Origin of the sequence: Cupriavidus sp. SK-4 (assembly GCF_000611125.1) — a bacterium.
GTDB classification, from domain to species: domain Bacteria; phylum Pseudomonadota; class Gammaproteobacteria; order Burkholderiales; family Burkholderiaceae; genus Cupriavidus; species Cupriavidus necator.
In genome coordinates this window covers 42,112-57,702 of record NZ_JFJW01000020.1, presented here as the reverse complement: position 1 = coordinate 57,702, position 15,591 = coordinate 42,112, and the positions used below count along the sequence as shown (strand labels likewise).

The window sequence follows — 15,591 nt, the reverse complement described above, 5'->3', positions numbered from 1 at the left end:
GGCGGCGCCAGCGGTGGCTTCGGTGTCGATCTTGGCGATGATTTCATCGGCCACGACGGTGTCGCCGTCGCTCTTGACGATAATCGACAGGACACCAGCCGACGGGGCCGGCACTTCCAGCACGACCTTGTCGGTTTCGATCTCGATCAGGATTTCGTCCTGTGCAACAGCCTCGCCCGGCTTCTTCTTCCAGTTGAGCATGGTCGCTTCGGCGACCGATTCGGAGAGCTGCGGAACCTTGACGTCAACGATAGCCATGGTTGTGAATTCCTCGTGTTATGCGTGTTGTCTTTATGCTGGCTATGCCACGGCGGCCGTCTGCGCGCGCCGCCGTGGCTGCCGCTTGATTACTTGGTCAGAACAAAGCCCTTGAGCTTGGCGAAGGCAGCATCCAGCAGCGCCTTCTGTTGCTCGTTGTGCTTTGCGTAGTAGCCCACTGCCGGCGAAGCCGAAGCGGGACGACCGGCATAACCGAGCTTCTGGCCATCCGTCATGTTTTCCATGATGTAGTGCTGCACGAAGAACCAGGCACCCTGGTTCTGCGGCTCGTCCTGGCACCACACGATTTCGGTGGCGTTCGGATACTTCTTGAGTTCTGCCGCCACGGCCTTGTGCGGGAACGGATACAGCTGTTCCAGGCGGATCACCGCCGTATCGTTGGCCTCGCGTTCCTTGCGCGTGTTGACCAGGTCGTAGTAGACCTTGCCCGAGCACATGATGACGCGCTTGACCTTGCTGGCGTTGAGCTCTTCGTGGTCAGGGATGACCGTCTCGAAGTGGCCCTTGGCCAGGTCCGACAGCGGCGACACGGCGTCCTTGTTACGCAGCAGCGACTTCGGCGTCATGATCACCAGCGGCTTGCGGAACAGGCGGATCATCTGGCGCCGCAACAGGTGGAAGATCTGGGCCGGCGTGGTCGGCTGGCAGACCTGCATGTTGTGGTCCGCGCAAAGCTGCAGAAAACGCTCGATACGGGCCGAGCTGTGTTCCGGGCCCTGGCCTTCGTAGCCGTGCGGCAGCATCAGCGTCAGGCCCGAGGCACGGCCCCACTTCACTTCACCCGACGAGATGAACTGGTCGATCACCACCTGGGCGCCGTTGACGAAGTCGCCGAACTGGGCTTCCCAGATCACCAGCGCGTTCGGTTCGGCGGCCGAGTAGCCGTATTCGAAGCCGAGCACGGCCTCTTCGGACAGCACCGAGTCGATCACCGTGAACGGTGCCTGGTTTTCCGACACGTTCTGCAGCGGCACGTAGCTGCCGGCATCCCAGCGCTCGCGGTTCTGGTCGTGCAGCACCGAGTGGCGGTGGGTGAAGGTGCCGCGGCCTGCATCCTGGCCGGTGATGCGCACCGGGTAGCCCGACGACACCAGCGAGGCGAAGGCCAGGTGCTCACCCATGCCCCAGTCCAGCGGCTGGTCGCCGCGGCCCATGTTGGCGCGGTCCTTGACGACCTTTTCCACCAGCGGGTGCAGCTTCAGCGTCTCAGGCGTGGTGGTGATGCGTTCGGCCAGGCGCTTGAGCTCGGTCACCGGCACGGCGGTGTCGGCGGCATCGGTCCACTTGCGGTTCAGGAACGGCATCCAGTCCACGGCGAACTTGTTCTTGAAGTTCGACAGGACGGGGTCGGCGGTATGCTTGCCGGCGTCCATCGCGGCGCGGTATTCCTTGACCTTCTCGTCGCCGAACTCGGCCGGGACCAGGTTCTGCGCGGCCAGCTTGTCGGCGTACAGCTTGCGCGTGCCGGGGTGCTGGGCGATCTTCTTGTACATCAGCGGCTGCGTGACCGCCGGGGTGTCCTGCTCGTTGTGGCCCAGCTTGCGGAAGCAGATGATGTCGACCACGACATCCTTCTTGAACTCCATGCGGAAGTCCACGGCCAGCTGCATGGCGTACACGACGGCTTCGGGATCGTCGCCGTTCACGTGCAGCACCGGGGCCTCGATCATCTTGACCACGTCCGTGCAGTACAGCGTCGAACGCGCGTCGCGCGGGTCGGAGGTGGTGAAGCCGATCTGGTTGTTGATGACGATGTGCATCGAGCCGCCCGTGCCGTAGCCGCGGGTCTGCGCGAGGTTCAGCGTCTCCATCACCACACCCTGGCCGGCGAAGGCCGCGTCGCCGTGCACCTGCACCGGCAGCACTTCCTTGTGGCCGACTTCGCCGCGGCGTTCCTGGCGGGCCTTGGCCGAGCCTTCGACCACCGGGTTGACGATTTCCAGGTGCGACGGGTTGAACGCCAGCGACAGGTGGACCGGGCCGCCTTCGGTCGAGACATCGCTCGAGAAGCCCTTGTGGTACTTGACGTCACCGGCCGGCAGGTCGTCGACGTGCTTGCCTTCGAATTCGGCGAACAGGTCGGCGGGCATCTTGCCCAGGGTGTTGACCAGCACGTTCAGGCGGCCGCGGTGGGCCATGCCGATCACGATTTCCTGCACGCCCTTGCTGCCGGCGTGCTGGACCAGCTCGTCCATGGCGGCGATGAAGCTTTCGCCGCCTTCCAGCGAGAAGCGCTTCTGGCCGACGTACTTGGTGTGCAGGAAGCGCTCCAGGCCTTCAGCCGCGGTCAGGCGGTCCAGGATGTGCTTCTTCTTTTCCAGCGTGAACACGGGCTTGGAACGCGTGGTTTCCAGGCGCTCCTGCCACCAGCGCTTCTGCGCCTGGTCGCTCACGTACATGAATTCGAAACCGATGGTGCCGCAGTAGGTTTCGCGCAGGTTGTTGAGCAGCTCGCGCAGGCTCATCGACTCTTTGCCAAAGTACGTATTGCTGGCATTGAAGACGATGTCGAGGTCTGCTTCCGAGAAGCCATAGAACGCCGGGTCCAGGTCCGGCAGGGGCGGACGCTCCTGGCGCTTGAGCGGGTCCAGGTCGGCCCAGTGGGAACCGATGTTGCGGTAGGCGGCGATCAGCTGGGTGGCAGCGACGCGCTTGCGGCCCATGTCGGAATCGGCCGAGGCAACGATGGTCTTGATGGGGCCTTGCTTGGCGCGCTCGGCGAACGAGGCAACGATGGGGGCGTGGGGGATATCCCGGGCGCTGGTGCCGTCGACCGCAGGAACGTTCTGCATGGCGTCGAAATACGCGCGCCAATTGTCGGGAACCGAGGCGGGGTTCTGGAGGTAGGCTTCGTACAGTTCTTCGACATACGGGGCGTTACCGCCGAAGAGGTACGAGTTGCTCTGATACTGCTGCATCATGGGACGCTCACTATTCTCCGGGAATGCCGGAGTTCAGCGGGTTATTCAACCTTCCGCGACACGGCTTGACCGGTTAGCGGATCGCAAACAACTCTTGGGAGCCAACTGAGGCGCCTACGCAAACGGCACCGCTTGGGTGCCGCGTGTGATGGCTTCCTCACAGGCCCGAAAGGGCAAGTTGTGCGGGGAAGGACCTAAAGTCTTCACGGCGGTAAGAATAGCATGAATTGCCTTTGATCAATGTGGACTTTTCGCGATACGAAACAGCCACCCACGACAATTCGGTGCGTAATCAGCGAATTAGCAACATCCGCACAACAATTTGCATCAAGGCGATATCTGGTCGACGGCGTCTGTGATCAGCCCGTCCAGGCCCCAGGCCAGCAACTGCGCGGCCCGCACAGGATCGTTCACGGTATAGCAGAGGACCCGGAAACCGGCCGCGTGCGCAGCGGCAATCACGCCGGCATCCAGTTCGCGGTGGTTGGCATCCAGCGCCACGCAGCCCAGCTGGCGCAGCCGCTCCAGCCAGTCCGCGGGCAGCTTGTCGAGCAGCAGCGCGCGCGGCAGGTCTGGCGCGACGCGCGCCGCCGCGGCTAGCGCCTCTTCGGAAAAAGACGACAGCAACGGCGGCACCGCGGCACCCGCCCACAGCGACTGCGCGTCCAGCGCCACCGCCGCGCCGGTGCGCGCCTCGGTGCCGGGCACGGGCTTGATCTCGATATTGACCATCAAGCCGTTGGCCTGGGTATAGCGTGCGATGGCCGCCAGCGTCGGCACGGGCTCGCCGGCGAAGGCGGGGCTGTGCCACGTGCCGGCGTCCAGCTGCGCGAGTTCGCCCAGTGTCAGCGCATCCACCCTGCCCTGGCCGCTGGTGGTGCGGTCCAGCGTGGCGTCGTGCATCAGCACCGGCTTGCCGTCGGCCGACAGTTTCACGTCGAACTCGAACATCCGGTAGCCAAAGCCGGCGCCGTGGCGAAACGCTGCCAGCGTGTTCTCCGGCGCCAGCTTGCCGGCGCCGCGGTGCGCGATATGGCTCGGGTACCGCCAGGCAGTGTCGGTTACGCTGGTCATGTCAGGCCTCGATGCGCTTGCCCGTATCGGGCGCAAAGAAATGCAGGTGCTCCGCCGACGACGTCANNNGCCCCCGGCGGGCGGTCGCCGGCGCGCACGTGCGCATGGCTGTCCAGCCGCACCACCACCGCCTGTCCGCCGAGCGAGCCATAGGCGAAGGAATCCGCGCCGAGGGCCTCGACCACGCGCACATCGACTTCGGCGATGGCCTCATGCGCGGCGCACGGCTCGATATGCTCCGGGCGCAGCCCCAGCAGTGCCTGCTCCGGCAGGTGCAGCCCCATCGGCAGGTGCCCCAGCGTGGCGTTGGCAGCCTCGCCCTCCTTCGCCACCACGCGCATCTGCGCGCCAGTGTCGCCGCCGGCGTTGCGCACCACCGGGATCAGGTTCATCGGCGGCGAGCCGATAAAGCCGGCCACGAAGGTGCTGGCCGGCCGCGAATAGACTTCCAGCGGTGTGCCGATCTGCTCGACGCGCCCGGCGTTGAGCACCATCATGCGGTCGGCCAGCGTCATCGCCTCGACCTGGTCATGGGTCACATAGAGGCTGGTGGTGCCCAGGCGCCGGTGCAGCTCCTTCAGTTCCAGCCGCATCTGCACGCGCAGCTTGGCGTCCAGGTTGGATAGCGGCTCGTCGAACAGGAACACCGCCGGCTCGCGCACGATGGCGCGGCCCATGGCCACGCGCTGGCGCTGCCCGCCCGACAGCTGGCGCGGCTTGCGGTCCAGCAGCGGCGCGAGCTCCAGGATGCCGGCGGCATGGTTCACCCGCTGCGCGATCTCGGCCTTGGCCATGCCGCGGATCTTCAGGCCGTAGGCCATGTTGTCGTACACGCTCATATGCGGATAGAGCGCGTAGTTCTGGAACACCATGGCGATGTCCCGCTCGGCCGGCTCCAGATTATTGACAACCTTGTCGCCGATATGGATTTCGCCGCCGGTGATGGTTTCCAGCCCCGCCACCATGCGCAGCAGGGTGGACTTGCCGCAGCCCGAGGGGCCGACGATGACGATGAACTCGCCGTCGGCGATCTCCATGTCGATGCCGTGCACCACCTGGACGCTGCCGGCGTAGGTTTTCTGAACGTTGCGTAGCGACAGTTTTGCCATTGCTGTTGTCCTGCGCGTGGCTCGTGGCCACCGCGCCTTATTTTTCCGTTTCGACCAGGCCCTTGACGAACCACTTCTGCATCAGCACCACCACCACCGCGGGCGGGATCATCGCCAGCATCACCGTGGCCATCACCAGGTTCCAGTCAGTGGCGGCATCGCCCGAGCGCGAGATCATCTGCGTCACGCCCACCACCACCGGCGTCATCGACTTCTGCGTGGTGATCAGCAGCGGCCACAGGTACTGGTTCCAGCCGTAGATGAACTGGATCACGAAGAGCGCGGCGATGCTGGTGCGCGACAGCGGCAGCACCACGTCCCAGAAAAAGCGCAACGGCCCCGCGCCGTCGATGCGCGCGGCCTCGGCCAGCTCGTCCGGAATGGTCAGGAAGAACTGGCGGAACAGGAAGGTGGCGGTGGCCGACGCGATGATCGGGACGGTCAGGCCAAAGTAGCTGTCCAGCATGCCGAGGTCCGACACCACCTTGTAGGTCGGCAGGATGCGCACCTCCACCGGCAGCATCAGCGTGATGAAGATCAGCCAGAAGAAGGTCTTGCGCAGCGGGAACTTGAAATAGACGATGGCAAAGGCCGAGATGATCGAGATGGCGATCTTGCCCAGCGCAATGCCCAGCGCCATGATCAGGCTGTTCTTCATCATGGTCGAGACCGGCGATGCGGCCTCGCCCACACCCTGGAACAGCACGGTGCGATAGTTCTCGATCAGGTGGCTGCCGGGGATCAGCGTCATCGGCGCGTCCAGCACCTCTTCGGCGGTCAGCGTGGACGCGACGAAGGTCAGGTACACCGGGAACACCACGATCACGATGCCCAGGATCAGCACCGCGTGGCTCAGGAAATCAAGGAAGGGGCGACGTTCTACCATGTGCTGTCTCCGTCAGTACTGGACCTTGCGTTCCACATAGCGGAACTGCACCACGGTCAGCGCGATCACGATCACCATCAGCACCACCGACTGCGCGGCCGAGCCCCCGATGTCCATGCCGCGGAAGCCGTCATGGAAGACCTTGTAGACCAGCGTGTTGGTCGAATTGAACGGGCCGCCGTGGGTGACCGCGTCGATGATTGCGAAGGTATCGAAGAACGCGTAGACCACGTTGATCACCATCAGGAAGAAGGTGGTCGGCGACAGCAGCGGGAACACGATCGACCAGAAGCGGCGCCACGGGCCGGCGCCGTCGATGGCGGCGGCCTCGATCAGCGAGCGCGGGATGCTCTGCAGCCCCGCCAGGAAAAACAGGAAGTTGTAGCTGATCTGCTTCCAGGCGGCGGCCAGCACCACCAGCAGCAATGCCTGGTCGCCGTTGAGCAGGAAGTTCCATTCTACCCCAAGCTTGCGCAGCGCATAGGACACCACGCCCAGCGTCGGATTGAACATGAACATCCACAGCACGCCGGCCACGGCCGGCGCCACCGCATACGGCCAGATCAGCAGCGTCTTGTAGCCGACGGCGCCGCGTATGATGCGGTCGGCAAAATAGGCCAGCAGCAGCGCGGTGGTCAGGCCCACCACGGTCACGCCCACGGCAAAGATGGCGGTGGTCTGGAACGACTCCACATACAGCGGGTCGTTCCACAGCATGCGGAAGTTGTCCAGGCCGACGAACTCCAGGTTGATGCCGAAGGCATCCTGCTGCAGCATCGACTGGTACAACGCCTGCCCGGCGGGCAGGAAGAAGAAGATCAGCGTGATCGCGATCTGCGGCAAGACCAGCAGATACGGCAGCCACGGCGAACGGAAAACGACGCGTTTTTCCATAAACGGATTCCGGCGAATGCCGCGGGTCGCGGCATCGGACTAGGTACGGAGTTGCGGGCGGTCCCGATCGGTGCGACGGAGCCGTCCACAATGCAAGCGGGCGGAGGTTTCGCCACCGCCCGCTTGTCACATCAGCTTGCTGGCAATGCCGGCTTACTCGCGGGCAGTCTTCTGGAAGCGCTCCAGCAGATCATTGCCGCGGGCCACGGCCGAGTCCAGCGCCACCTTGGGCTCCTTCTTGCCGGCCCAGACGGCTTCCAGCTCTTCGTCCACCACGGTGCGGATCTGCACCATGTTGCCCAGGCGCACGCCGCGCGACTTGTCGGTGGTCTTGACCACCATCTGCTGCACCGACACATCGGCACCCGGGTTCTTGTCGTAGTAGCCCGATTTCTTCGTCATCTCGTAGGCGGCCATCGTCACCGGCAGGTATCCGGTGGCCTGGTGCCAGTCAGACTGGATCTCGGGGCGCGACAGGAAATTGAAGAACTTGGCCACGCCCTTGTACTCGTCGGGCTTCTTGCCGCCCATCACCCACAGCGAAGCGCCGCCGATAATGGTGTTCTGCGGGGCGCCCTGCACCTCCGGGTAGTACGGCAACTGCGCCACCGCGAACGCGAACTTGGCGTTCTTGCGGATATTGGCCAGCGATGCCGACGAGCCGGTGAACATCGCGCACTCGCCGTTGTAGAATTTGGCCTGCGACTCGGCCTTGCGCCCGCCGTAGCTGAAGTAGCCCTTCTTCACCATGTCCTGCAGGTTGGTAATGTGCTTGACGTGCAGCGGGCTGTTGAAGAGCAGGCGTGTATCGGCGCCGCCGAAGCCGTTGTTCTTGGTCGCGTACAGGGTGTTGTGCCAGGCCGAGAAGCTCTCCAGGTGGACCCAGCCCTGCCAGTCGGTGGTGTAGGCGCAGTTGGTGCCCGAGGCCTTGAGCTTGGCCGAGTACTGCATCACCTCGGGCCAGGTCTTGGGCGGCTTTTCCGGATCCAGGCCGGCCTTCTTGAAGGCGTCCTTGTTGTAGTAGAACACCGTGGTCGAGCTGTTGAACGGGAACGACAGCATCTCGCCCTTGGACGAGGTGTAGTAGCCCGCCACCGCCGGGATATACGCCTTCTGGTCGAACTTCTCGCCGGCGTCCTTCATCACCGCCGACACCGGCTTGATCGCGCCCTTGGCGCTCATCATGGTGGCGGTGCCCACTTCAAACACCTGCAGGATGGCGGGCGAGCCGCCGGCGCGGAAGGCCGCAATGCCCGCGGCCATGGTTTCGTCGTAGTTGCCCTTGTTGACCGGCACCACCTTGTATTCGGACTGGCTGGCGTTGAACTTGTTGGCGATCTCGTTCACCTTGTCGTTCAGGGCGCCCTGCATGGCGTGCCACCACTGGATTTCAACGGCGGCGTGGGCGCTGCCGGCCCCGGTCAGGGCTGCCAGCGCTGCGAGTTTGAGCACGGTACGGGAAAAGGACATCGGTGGCTCTCCTTTGGTCTGTCTGTTCCGGTCGGTCGAAAATCCGACAGTATGTGATTTTTTTGTGACAGCGGCATGTTACGCCTGTCGCACCTGCGCTAGCAAATCAGCAGATTCACCAGTATGGCCAGTACGATGCCTTTTGCAGTGCAATAAGGGAAATTGCCGCCAGATCCGCGGTTACAATGGCCCGCCATGCAATCCCTGAACAAGCTCTCTAATTCCGTGCTGCGGCGCGTGCGCGGCGTGCTGACTGACATCGACGGCACCCTGACCACCGACGGGCGGCTACCGGCCTCGACCTACCTGGCGCTCGACGGGCTGCGCCGCGCTGGCCTGCACGTGATCCCCGTCACCGGGCGCTGCATCGCCTGGGCCGAGATCCTGACCCGGCTGTGGCCGGTCGACGCCATCATCGGCGAGAACGGTGCGTTCTACTCGCACCTGCACAACGGCCGCCTGCAGACCCGCTTCCTGGACGATGCCCCCACGCGCGCGCGCAACCTGGAGCGCATCCAGTCGCTGGGCCAGCGCATCGTGCGCGAAGTGCCGGGCTGCGCGCTGGCCTCGGACCAGGCCTGGCATGCCGCCGACCTGGCCATCGACCATGCCGAGGACGTCGCGCCGTTGCCTGAAGACGCCGTGGCCCGCATCGCCGCCATCATGCGCGAGGCCGACATGACCGCCACGGTCAGCTCGATCCATGTGAACGGCTGGTTCGGCCTGCACGACAAGCTGTCGATGAGCAGGCTGTGCGTGGCCGAACTGCTGGGCGAAGACGTGGACGCGCGCCGCGACGAATGGCTGTTTATCGGCGATTCGGCCAACGATGCCAGCATGTTCGCCCACTTTCCGCTGTCGGTTGGCGTGGCCAATGTGCGGGATATCCTGCCGCAGCTGCCGGTACCGCCGGCCTATATCACCGCAGCGGCCGGTGGCGAAGGCTTTGCCGAGATGGCGCAGCGGCTGGTCGAAGCGCGCGCCTGAATACGTCACGCAAAACAAAAAACCGGCCGGGAAAGTCTCGGCCGGTTTTTTTTGTCGCCTGCCCTGCCCTGGCTCAGTCGAACCCCAGCTCCTGCAGCTTGCGCGTGATGGTATTGCGCCCGATCCCGAGCCGGGTCGCCGCCTCGACGCGGCGCCCGCGCGTGACACCCAGGGCGGCCTCCAGCACCGCCTTCTCGAACCGGCGCGTCAGCACATCCATGACCTCCGGCTGGCCGGCTTCGAGCATCGCCCGTGCCTCGCCGGCGAGCAGGCTTTCCCAGCCGGCCGAGGCCAGGGCCGGGACCACCGTCGCCACGGACGCGGGCCGGACTACGGTGGCCGTGTCGGCCTCTGCCACCGGCGTCGCATACCCGCCGTAGTCGGCCAGGTCAGGCGCGCTCTCATACTCGGGCGCGCGCGCTTCGGCAACGCGCTCAGGCCGCGGCGCATTGACCGGCTCGCTGGTGCCGGCTTCCAGCATCTCGCGCGGCAGGTCCTTGACCTCGATGGTCTGGGCCGGCGCCATCACGGTCAGCCAGTTGCACAGGTTCTCCAGCTGGCGCACGTTGCCGGGGAACGGCAGCGTGCTGACATAGGCCAGCGCATCGTCGGACATGCGCTTGGGCTCGACGCCCAGTTCCTTGGCGCTCTTCTGCAGGAAATGACGCGCCAGCAGCGTGATGTCCTCCGGGCGTTCGCGCAGCGGCGGCAGGCGCAGCCGGATCACGTTCAGGCGGTGGAACAAGTCCTCGCGGAACAGCCCTTCCTTGACGCGCAGCTCCAGGTTCTGGTGCGTGGCGGCAATCACGCGCACATTGGCGCGCAAGGGGTTGTGGCCGCCGACACGATAGAAGTTGCCATCGGACAGCACGCGCAGCAGGCGCGTCTGCAGGTCGAACGGCATGTCGCCGATTTCATCGAGGAACAGCGTGCCGCCCTCGGCCTGCTCGAAGCGGCCGCGCCGCATGGTCTGCGCGCCGGTGAAGGCGCCGCGCTCATGGCCGAACAGTTCGGATTCGAGCAGGTCCTTGGGGATGGCTGCGGTATTGAGCGCGATAAAGGGTCCGTTGGCGCGTGGGCTGTGCTTGTGCAGCGCGCGTGCGACCAGTTCCTTGCCGGTGCCGGACTCGCCGGTGATCATCACCGTCACGTTGGACTGCGAGAGCCGGCCGATGGCGCGGAACACGTCCTGCATCGCCGGCGCCTGGCCGAGGATCTCGGGCGCATCGACCAGGCGGTCGTCCAATTCTTCTTCGCGCAGGCTTTCTTCCAGCGCGCGGCGGATCAGCTCGACCGCCTTGTCGACATCGAAGGGCTTGGCCAGGTATTCGAAGGCGCCGCCCTGGAACGCGGCCACGGCGCTGTCCAGGTCCGAGTAGGCCGTCATCACGATGACCGGCAGGCCCGGATGCCGCGCCTTGATGGCCTGCAGCAGGTCCAGGCCCGATCCGCCGGGCATGCGGATATCCGATATCAGCACCTGCGGCTGGTCTTCTTCCAGCGCGGCCAGCGCGTCCCGCACATTGGTGAAGCTGCGCGAGAGCAGGCTTTCACGGGCCAGGGCCTTTTCCAGGACCCAGCGGATTGATTGATCGTCGTCGACTATCCAGATCGGCTTCATGTGCGTCGCTTGTCTGCTCGGTGTCATTTGGTCTTCCGCATGCCCGGCCACGGCGGGTGCACCATCGCTCGCGGACGCCAGCAAAAGCTAGTGCAGCGGCAACAGGATGCGGAAGTCGGTACAGCCCGGCCTGCTCTCGCATTCGATCAAGCCCTCGTGCTGCTGCACGAAGGTTTGAGCGAGTGTGAGACCGAGTCCGCTGCCGCCATCCCTGCCCGATACCAACGGATAGAAGATGCGTTCGCGGATGTCTTCGGGAATTCCCGGGCCGTTGTCGATGACATGCAAGTCCAATGCCAGCTTGAACAAGCGCTTGGCGATCGTGACCTGGCGCGCCACGCGCGTGCGCAGCACGATCTGCGCATCGCCGCGCGCCATGCGGTCGGCCAGCGCCTGCGCGGCGTTGTGCACGATGTTAAGCACGGCCTGGATCAGTTGCTCCATGTCGCCCTGAAGCTCGGGCAGGCTGGCGTCGTAGTCGCGCACGATCTCCAGCCCGTTGGGAAACTCCGCCAGCACCACCGAGCGCACGCGCTCCAGCACTTCGTGGATATTCAGGCTCGATACGATATGCGGATGCCGGTGCGGCTCCAGCAGCCGGTCCACCAGCGTCTGCAGCCGGTCCGATTCCTTGATGATGACCTGCGTGTATTCGCGCAGCGAGCGCTCCGGCAGCTCGAACTCCAGCAGCTGCGCCGCGCCGCGGATGCCGCCCAGCGGGTTCTTGATCTCGTGGGCCAGGTTGCGGATCAGTTCCTTGTTGGCCGAGGTCAGGTCCAGGATGCGCTCTTCGCGTTCGCTGCGCACCTTCTGTTCATTGGGCAGGATTTCCACCACCACGGTGTCGCCCACCGCTTCCAGCGCGGCGATCACCACGTGCACATGGGCCGGCTCCTGCAGCGGCGGGTGCAGGACCAGGTCCTGCCGGCGCACGTCGAACTGCCGTGTGACCACGGTGTCGATCATGCTGTGCAGCTCATCGGAACGCCCGAACAGGTCAGGCAGCGTCAGCTCCACCATGCCCTTGCGCGACACGCCGAAGGTGGCTTCAGCCGCCGGGTTCGCAAAGACCACGCGCAGCCCCGGCTGCCGCACCAGCAGCACCGGGTTGGCCACCACGTCCAGGCCGGCATGGAACGCCACGGCGCCCATGGTCAGCACCTGGGCGCTGGCTTCGGCCGGTGCCGCATCAGCCGCCGGCGATTCGCCACGGGCGCCGTCGGTACCGCTGGCCTTGCGCGACACTCCGCGAATCAGGCGACGCATAAGACTAGTCCTTCAAATTGCCAAGCTCGCGCCGCAGCGACGCCGCATTGGCCTCGCTGCGGGCGATGTCATCGCGCAGCGCTGCCGTGCGATCGAGGTATTTCTGATAGTTGCGCTCATTGCCCTGGCGCTCCGGCTGCCCGTTGTTGTACTCGGCACGCAGCGCCTGCAGCTTGGCCTCTTCGGCCTGCAGCTCCTGCGCGAGCACCGCGCGGCGCTCGCCGTCGCGGCTCTTCTGCGTGGCACTGTCCACGCGCGGGAAGCTGGTGCCGCCAGCCGCCGCGCCGGCGGTGCTGCCAGCGCCCTTGGCCGGCGCAGCGATGCGCCCGCCCGGGACCGTCACCACCTCCGGCAGGTTCAGCTTCTTGCAGCCCTTGCCGGCGTTGCCATTGCGATATTCGGGCACGCCATTGGGCCCGGTGCAGACATAGACGTCCGAGGACTGCGCGGAAGACTGCCCGGCCCATGCGCCCAGTGTCAGCGCCACGGCACTCACCAGAACAGGGAATCCGAGACGAAATTGGTGCAGAGATCGGGGCAAGGTCAGGGTCCGGCGGGCCGTGCGTGAGGAGGCGTCCATGAACATGGCGTTAGGTTTGAACGGGGTGGAACACGATTCCCCATTCTAGCGAGCAAAGCAGAAAGGGGCAGCCGAAGCCGCCCCTTTCTGGTGCAACTGTTGCCCGGTCACAACCTGCGTCATTCCCGGGCAAGGGCCGCTTACAGCGAGTAGTACATTTCGAACTCGACCGGGTGCGTGGTCATGCGGAAACGCGTGACTTCTTCCATCTTCAGTTCGATGTAGGCATCGATCATCGAGTTCGAGAACACGCCGCCGCGGGTCAGGAACTCGCGGTCGTTGTCCAGGTACTCCAGCGCCTGGTCCAGGCTCGAGCACACGGTCGGGATCTTTGCATCCTCTTCCGGCGGCAGGTCGTACAGGTTCTTGTCGGCAGCTTCGCCCGGGTGGATCTTGTTCATCACGCCGTCCAGGCCGGCCATCAGCAGCGCCGAGAAGCCCAGGTACGGGTTCATCAGCGGATCCGGGAAGCGGGTCTCGATGCGGCGGCCCTTCGGGTTGGCCACATACGGGATGCGGATCGAAGCCGAACGGTTGCGGGCCGAGTAGGCCAGCTTCACCGGAGCTTCGAAGCCCGGCACCAGGCGCTTGTACGAGTTCGTGCCCGGGTTGGTGATGGCGTTCAGGGCGCGGGCGTGCTTGATGATGCCGCCGATGTAGTACAGCGCGAATTCCGACAGGCCGGCGTAGCCGTTGCCCGCGAACAGGTTCTGGCCGTCCTTCCACACAGACTGGTGCACGTGCATGCCCGAACCGTTGTCGCCAACGATCGGCTTCGGCATGAAGGTGGCGGTCTTGCCGTAGGTGTGGGCGACGTTCTGGATCACGTACTTCTGCATCTGGGTCCAGTCGGCGCGCTGCACCAGCGTGCTGAAACGGGTGCCGATTTCGTTCTGGCCCTGGCCAGCCACTTCATGGTGGTGGACTTCAACGGGGATGCCCAGCGATTCCAGGATCAGGCACATTTCCGAACGCATGTCCTGGAAGGTGTCGATCGGGGCGACCGGGAAGTAGCCGCCCTTCTTGCCCGGACGGTGCCCGCTGTTGCCGTGCTCAAATTCCTTGGCCGACGACCACGGGGCTTCTTCGGAGTGGATCTTCACGAAGCAGCCTTGCATGTCGACGTTCCAGGTCACGCCGTCGAAGATGAAGAACTCGGGCTCCGGGCCGAAGAAGGCGGTGTCGCCCAGGCCGGTGCTCTTCAGGTAGGCTTCGGCGCGCTTGGCGATGGAACGCGGGTCGCGGTCATAGCCCTTGCCGTCCGACGGCTCGACCACGTCGCAGGACAGCACCAGCGTCGGCTCTTCGTAGAACGGGTCGATGTGGGCGGTGTTCGAATCCGGCATCAGCAGCATGTCCGAAGCTTCGATACCCTTCCAGCCGGCAATCGACGAACCGTCGAAGGCGTGGCCGCTTTCGAACTTGTCTTCATCGAAGTGCGACACGGGCACGGACACGTGTTGCTCCTTGCCTTTGGTATCGGTGAAACGGAAATCGACGAACTTGACGTCGTTTTCCTTCACCAGCTTCATCACGTCTGCAACGCTGTGGGCCATGCCAATCTCCTGGATATTCGGCGGAAGTCTGAGAAAGCCAATTCTTGTGCCTGTCGTCACCGGCGCCGATGCATGCTCTGCCGCGCCGTCCCGACCAGCCACGAAAGGACGAGGAATGTTAGCAGAAAGCGTGCCATGCAAACGCCCCACTGCCACCGGTGGCCCGAAAAATGTGCAACGTCGGCGAACCGCGCACCGCGGCGGCGTCAGCGTCCCGCCATGCAAGCAGCGGCTCCGCTGTCGAGTGGCGCACCGGTTACACGCATTCCCGCGTAGTGCACCCTAATAAAACACCACAATGGTGCATTCAGCAAGCAGCCGCACTGCATCAGTGCAGACGCACCAAAAAGAGTCATCCGACGCCCCGACAGCCGGCAATCAGGTTTCGAACCGGCCCGGCGCTATAGAATAGTATGTTGCGGTCTTGCCGCCCCCATTTCATTCCTCAAATTTGTCACGCAGATGACCACCCGAGACGATCTCCTCCAGGCCGCCCGCCAGCGCCAGCAACAGAACCAGCTCCCGTATTTCGGCGCGCTGTCGCCGCAGGAAGCCTTTGCGCTGCTGCAGAACGACCCTTCCGCCGTGCTGGTCGACGTGCGCACCCAGGCCGAGCTGGACTGGGTCGGCGGCGTTGATGTGCCGGACGCGCAGTTCGCCCATGTCGAATGGATGTCCTATCCGGGTGGTGCGCAGAATGCCCGCTTTGTCGAAGAACTGAGGGCACGCGTGCCGGCCGACGTGCCGGTGCTGTTCCTGTGCCGCAGCGCGGCGCGCTCCAAGCACGCCGCGCGCGTGGCCACCGAAGCCGGCTACCACTTCGCCATGGACGTGCTGGAAGGCTTCGAGGGCAACCGCGACGACCACCACCACCGCAAGACTGTTGAAGGCTGGTGCGTGCGCGGACTGCCGTGGCACGGCGCCTGATCGCGGTCGGGCATGAATAAG

Annotated in this window: 13 protein-coding genes; 2 read left to right on the top strand and 11 right to left on the bottom strand. The window is 64.7% G+C overall.

Annotated features, from left to right (window positions below; all coding sequences use genetic code 11):
- From CF68_RS38015 to ugpB, 7 genes are all read right to left on the bottom strand, one after another.
- The coding region (locus CF68_RS38015; protein ID WP_035816372.1) for a biotin/lipoyl-containing protein at window positions 1–258 on the bottom strand (258 nt) is incomplete at its 3' end.
- Between the two features lie 89 nt (window positions 259–347).
- Window positions 348–3,200: a 2-oxoglutarate dehydrogenase E1 component gene (locus tag CF68_RS04675; RefSeq protein ID WP_035816369.1), complete on the bottom strand. Its 2,853-nt coding sequence runs from the start codon at window positions 3,198–3,200 to the stop codon at window positions 348–350.
- Window positions 3,201–3,527: 327 nt separating this feature from the next.
- Window positions 3,528–4,274 (bottom strand): glycerophosphodiester phosphodiesterase, encoded by a 747-nt coding sequence (gene ugpQ, locus CF68_RS04670; protein WP_035816367.1) that lies wholly within the window; start codon window positions 4,272–4,274, stop codon window positions 3,528–3,530.
- A gap of 69 nt (window positions 4,275–4,343) precedes the next feature.
- Window positions 4,344–5,383, bottom strand: a 1,040-nt coding sequence (locus tag CF68_RS04665) for a sn-glycerol-3-phosphate import ATP-binding protein UgpC (protein WP_235205667.1), incomplete at its 3' end; no start/stop codon positions are given.
- A gap of 37 nt (window positions 5,384–5,420) precedes the next feature.
- Window positions 5,421–6,269, bottom strand: coding sequence for a sn-glycerol-3-phosphate ABC transporter permease UgpE (gene ugpE / locus CF68_RS04660; RefSeq protein ID WP_010809461.1), 849 nt, complete (start codon window positions 6,267–6,269; stop codon window positions 5,421–5,423).
- A gap of 12 nt (window positions 6,270–6,281) precedes the next feature.
- Window positions 6,282–7,163, bottom strand: coding sequence for a sn-glycerol-3-phosphate ABC transporter permease UgpA (gene ugpA / locus CF68_RS04655; protein WP_035816365.1), 882 nt, complete (start codon window positions 7,161–7,163; stop codon window positions 6,282–6,284).
- A gap of 153 nt (window positions 7,164–7,316) precedes the next feature.
- Window positions 7,317–8,633: a sn-glycerol-3-phosphate ABC transporter substrate-binding protein UgpB gene (ugpB, locus tag CF68_RS04650; protein WP_035816363.1), complete on the bottom strand. Its 1,317-nt coding sequence runs from the start codon at window positions 8,631–8,633 to the stop codon at window positions 7,317–7,319.
- Window positions 8,634–8,828: 195 nt separating this feature from the next.
- Here ugpB and CF68_RS04645 point away from each other — a divergent pair, with 195 nt between their 5' ends.
- The gene (locus CF68_RS04645; protein WP_035816362.1) at window positions 8,829–9,620 is read left to right on the top strand and encodes an HAD-IIB family hydrolase; all 792 of its coding nucleotides are present in this window, start codon (window positions 8,829–8,831) and stop codon (window positions 9,618–9,620) included.
- Between the two features lie 73 nt (window positions 9,621–9,693).
- On the opposite strand, the gene ntrC is transcribed toward CF68_RS04645, so the two are convergent.
- The 4 genes from ntrC to CF68_RS04625 form a co-directional block, all read right to left on the bottom strand.
- Complete coding sequence (gene ntrC / locus CF68_RS04640) at window positions 9,694–11,241, bottom strand: nitrogen regulation protein NR(I) (RefSeq protein ID WP_035816361.1); 1,548 nt, start codon at window positions 11,239–11,241, stop codon at window positions 9,694–9,696.
- Between the two features lie 87 nt (window positions 11,242–11,328).
- A complete protein-coding gene (gene glnL / locus CF68_RS04635) occupies window positions 11,329–12,507 on the bottom strand; it encodes a nitrogen regulation protein NR(II) (RefSeq protein ID WP_035816360.1) in 1,179 nt (392 codons plus the stop codon).
- 4 nt (window positions 12,508–12,511) lie between these two features.
- Window positions 12,512–13,087 carry a hypothetical protein gene (locus CF68_RS04630; protein ID WP_035816393.1) on the bottom strand — a complete coding sequence of 192 codons (576 nt, stop codon included), beginning with the start codon at window positions 13,085–13,087 and terminating at the stop codon, window positions 12,512–12,514.
- 140 nt (window positions 13,088–13,227) lie between these two features.
- Window positions 13,228–14,643: a 3-hydroxylaminophenol mutase gene (locus CF68_RS04625; RefSeq protein WP_010809454.1), complete on the bottom strand. Its 1,416-nt coding sequence runs from the start codon at window positions 14,641–14,643 to the stop codon at window positions 13,228–13,230.
- Window positions 14,644–15,105: 462 nt separating this feature from the next.
- Here CF68_RS04625 and CF68_RS04620 point away from each other — a divergent pair, with 462 nt between their 5' ends.
- The gene (locus tag CF68_RS04620) at window positions 15,106–15,570 is read left to right on the top strand and encodes a rhodanese-like domain-containing protein (protein WP_010809453.1); all 465 of its coding nucleotides are present in this window, start codon (window positions 15,106–15,108) and stop codon (window positions 15,568–15,570) included.
- Window positions 15,571–15,591 lie beyond the last annotated feature (21 nt).

What these genes read in the sequence shown, in the direction of transcription:
- ugpE (WP_010809461.1), bottom strand. Translation starts at nt 6,269, where the DNA reads ATGGTAGAACGTCGCCCCTTCCTTGATTTCCTGAGCCACGCGGTGCTG.
- CF68_RS04645 (WP_035816362.1), top strand. Translation starts at nt 8,829, where the DNA reads ATGCAATCCCTGAACAAGCTCTCTAATTCCGTGCTGCGGCGCGTGCGC.
- CF68_RS04675 (WP_035816369.1), bottom strand. Translation starts at nt 3,200, where the DNA reads ATGATGCAGCAGTATCAGAGCAACTCGTACCTCTTCGGCGGTAACGCC.
- ugpQ (WP_035816367.1), bottom strand. Translation starts at nt 4,274, where the DNA reads ATGACCAGCGTAACCGACACTGCCTGGCGGTACCCGAGCCATATCGCG.
- ugpB (WP_035816363.1), bottom strand. Translation starts at nt 8,633, where the DNA reads ATGTCCTTTTCCCGTACCGTGCTCAAACTCGCAGCGCTGGCAGCCCTG.
- glnL (WP_035816360.1), bottom strand. Translation starts at nt 12,507, where the DNA reads ATGCGTCGCCTGATTCGCGGAGTGTCGCGCAAGGCCAGCGGTACCGAC.
- CF68_RS04625 (WP_010809454.1), bottom strand. Translation starts at nt 14,643, where the DNA reads ATGGCCCACAGCGTTGCAGACGTGATGAAGCTGGTGAAGGAAAACGAC.
- CF68_RS04620 (WP_010809453.1), top strand. Translation starts at nt 15,106, where the DNA reads ATGACCACCCGAGACGATCTCCTCCAGGCCGCCCGCCAGCGCCAGCAA.
- ntrC (WP_035816361.1), bottom strand. Translation starts at nt 11,241, where the DNA reads ATGAAGCCGATCTGGATAGTCGACGACGATCAATCAATCCGCTGGGTC.
- ugpA (WP_035816365.1), bottom strand. Translation starts at nt 7,163, where the DNA reads ATGGAAAAACGCGTCGTTTTCCGTTCGCCGTGGCTGCCGTATCTGCTG.
- CF68_RS04630 (WP_035816393.1), bottom strand. Translation starts at nt 13,087, where the DNA reads ATGGACGCCTCCTCACGCACGGCCCGCCGGACCCTGACCTTGCCCCGA.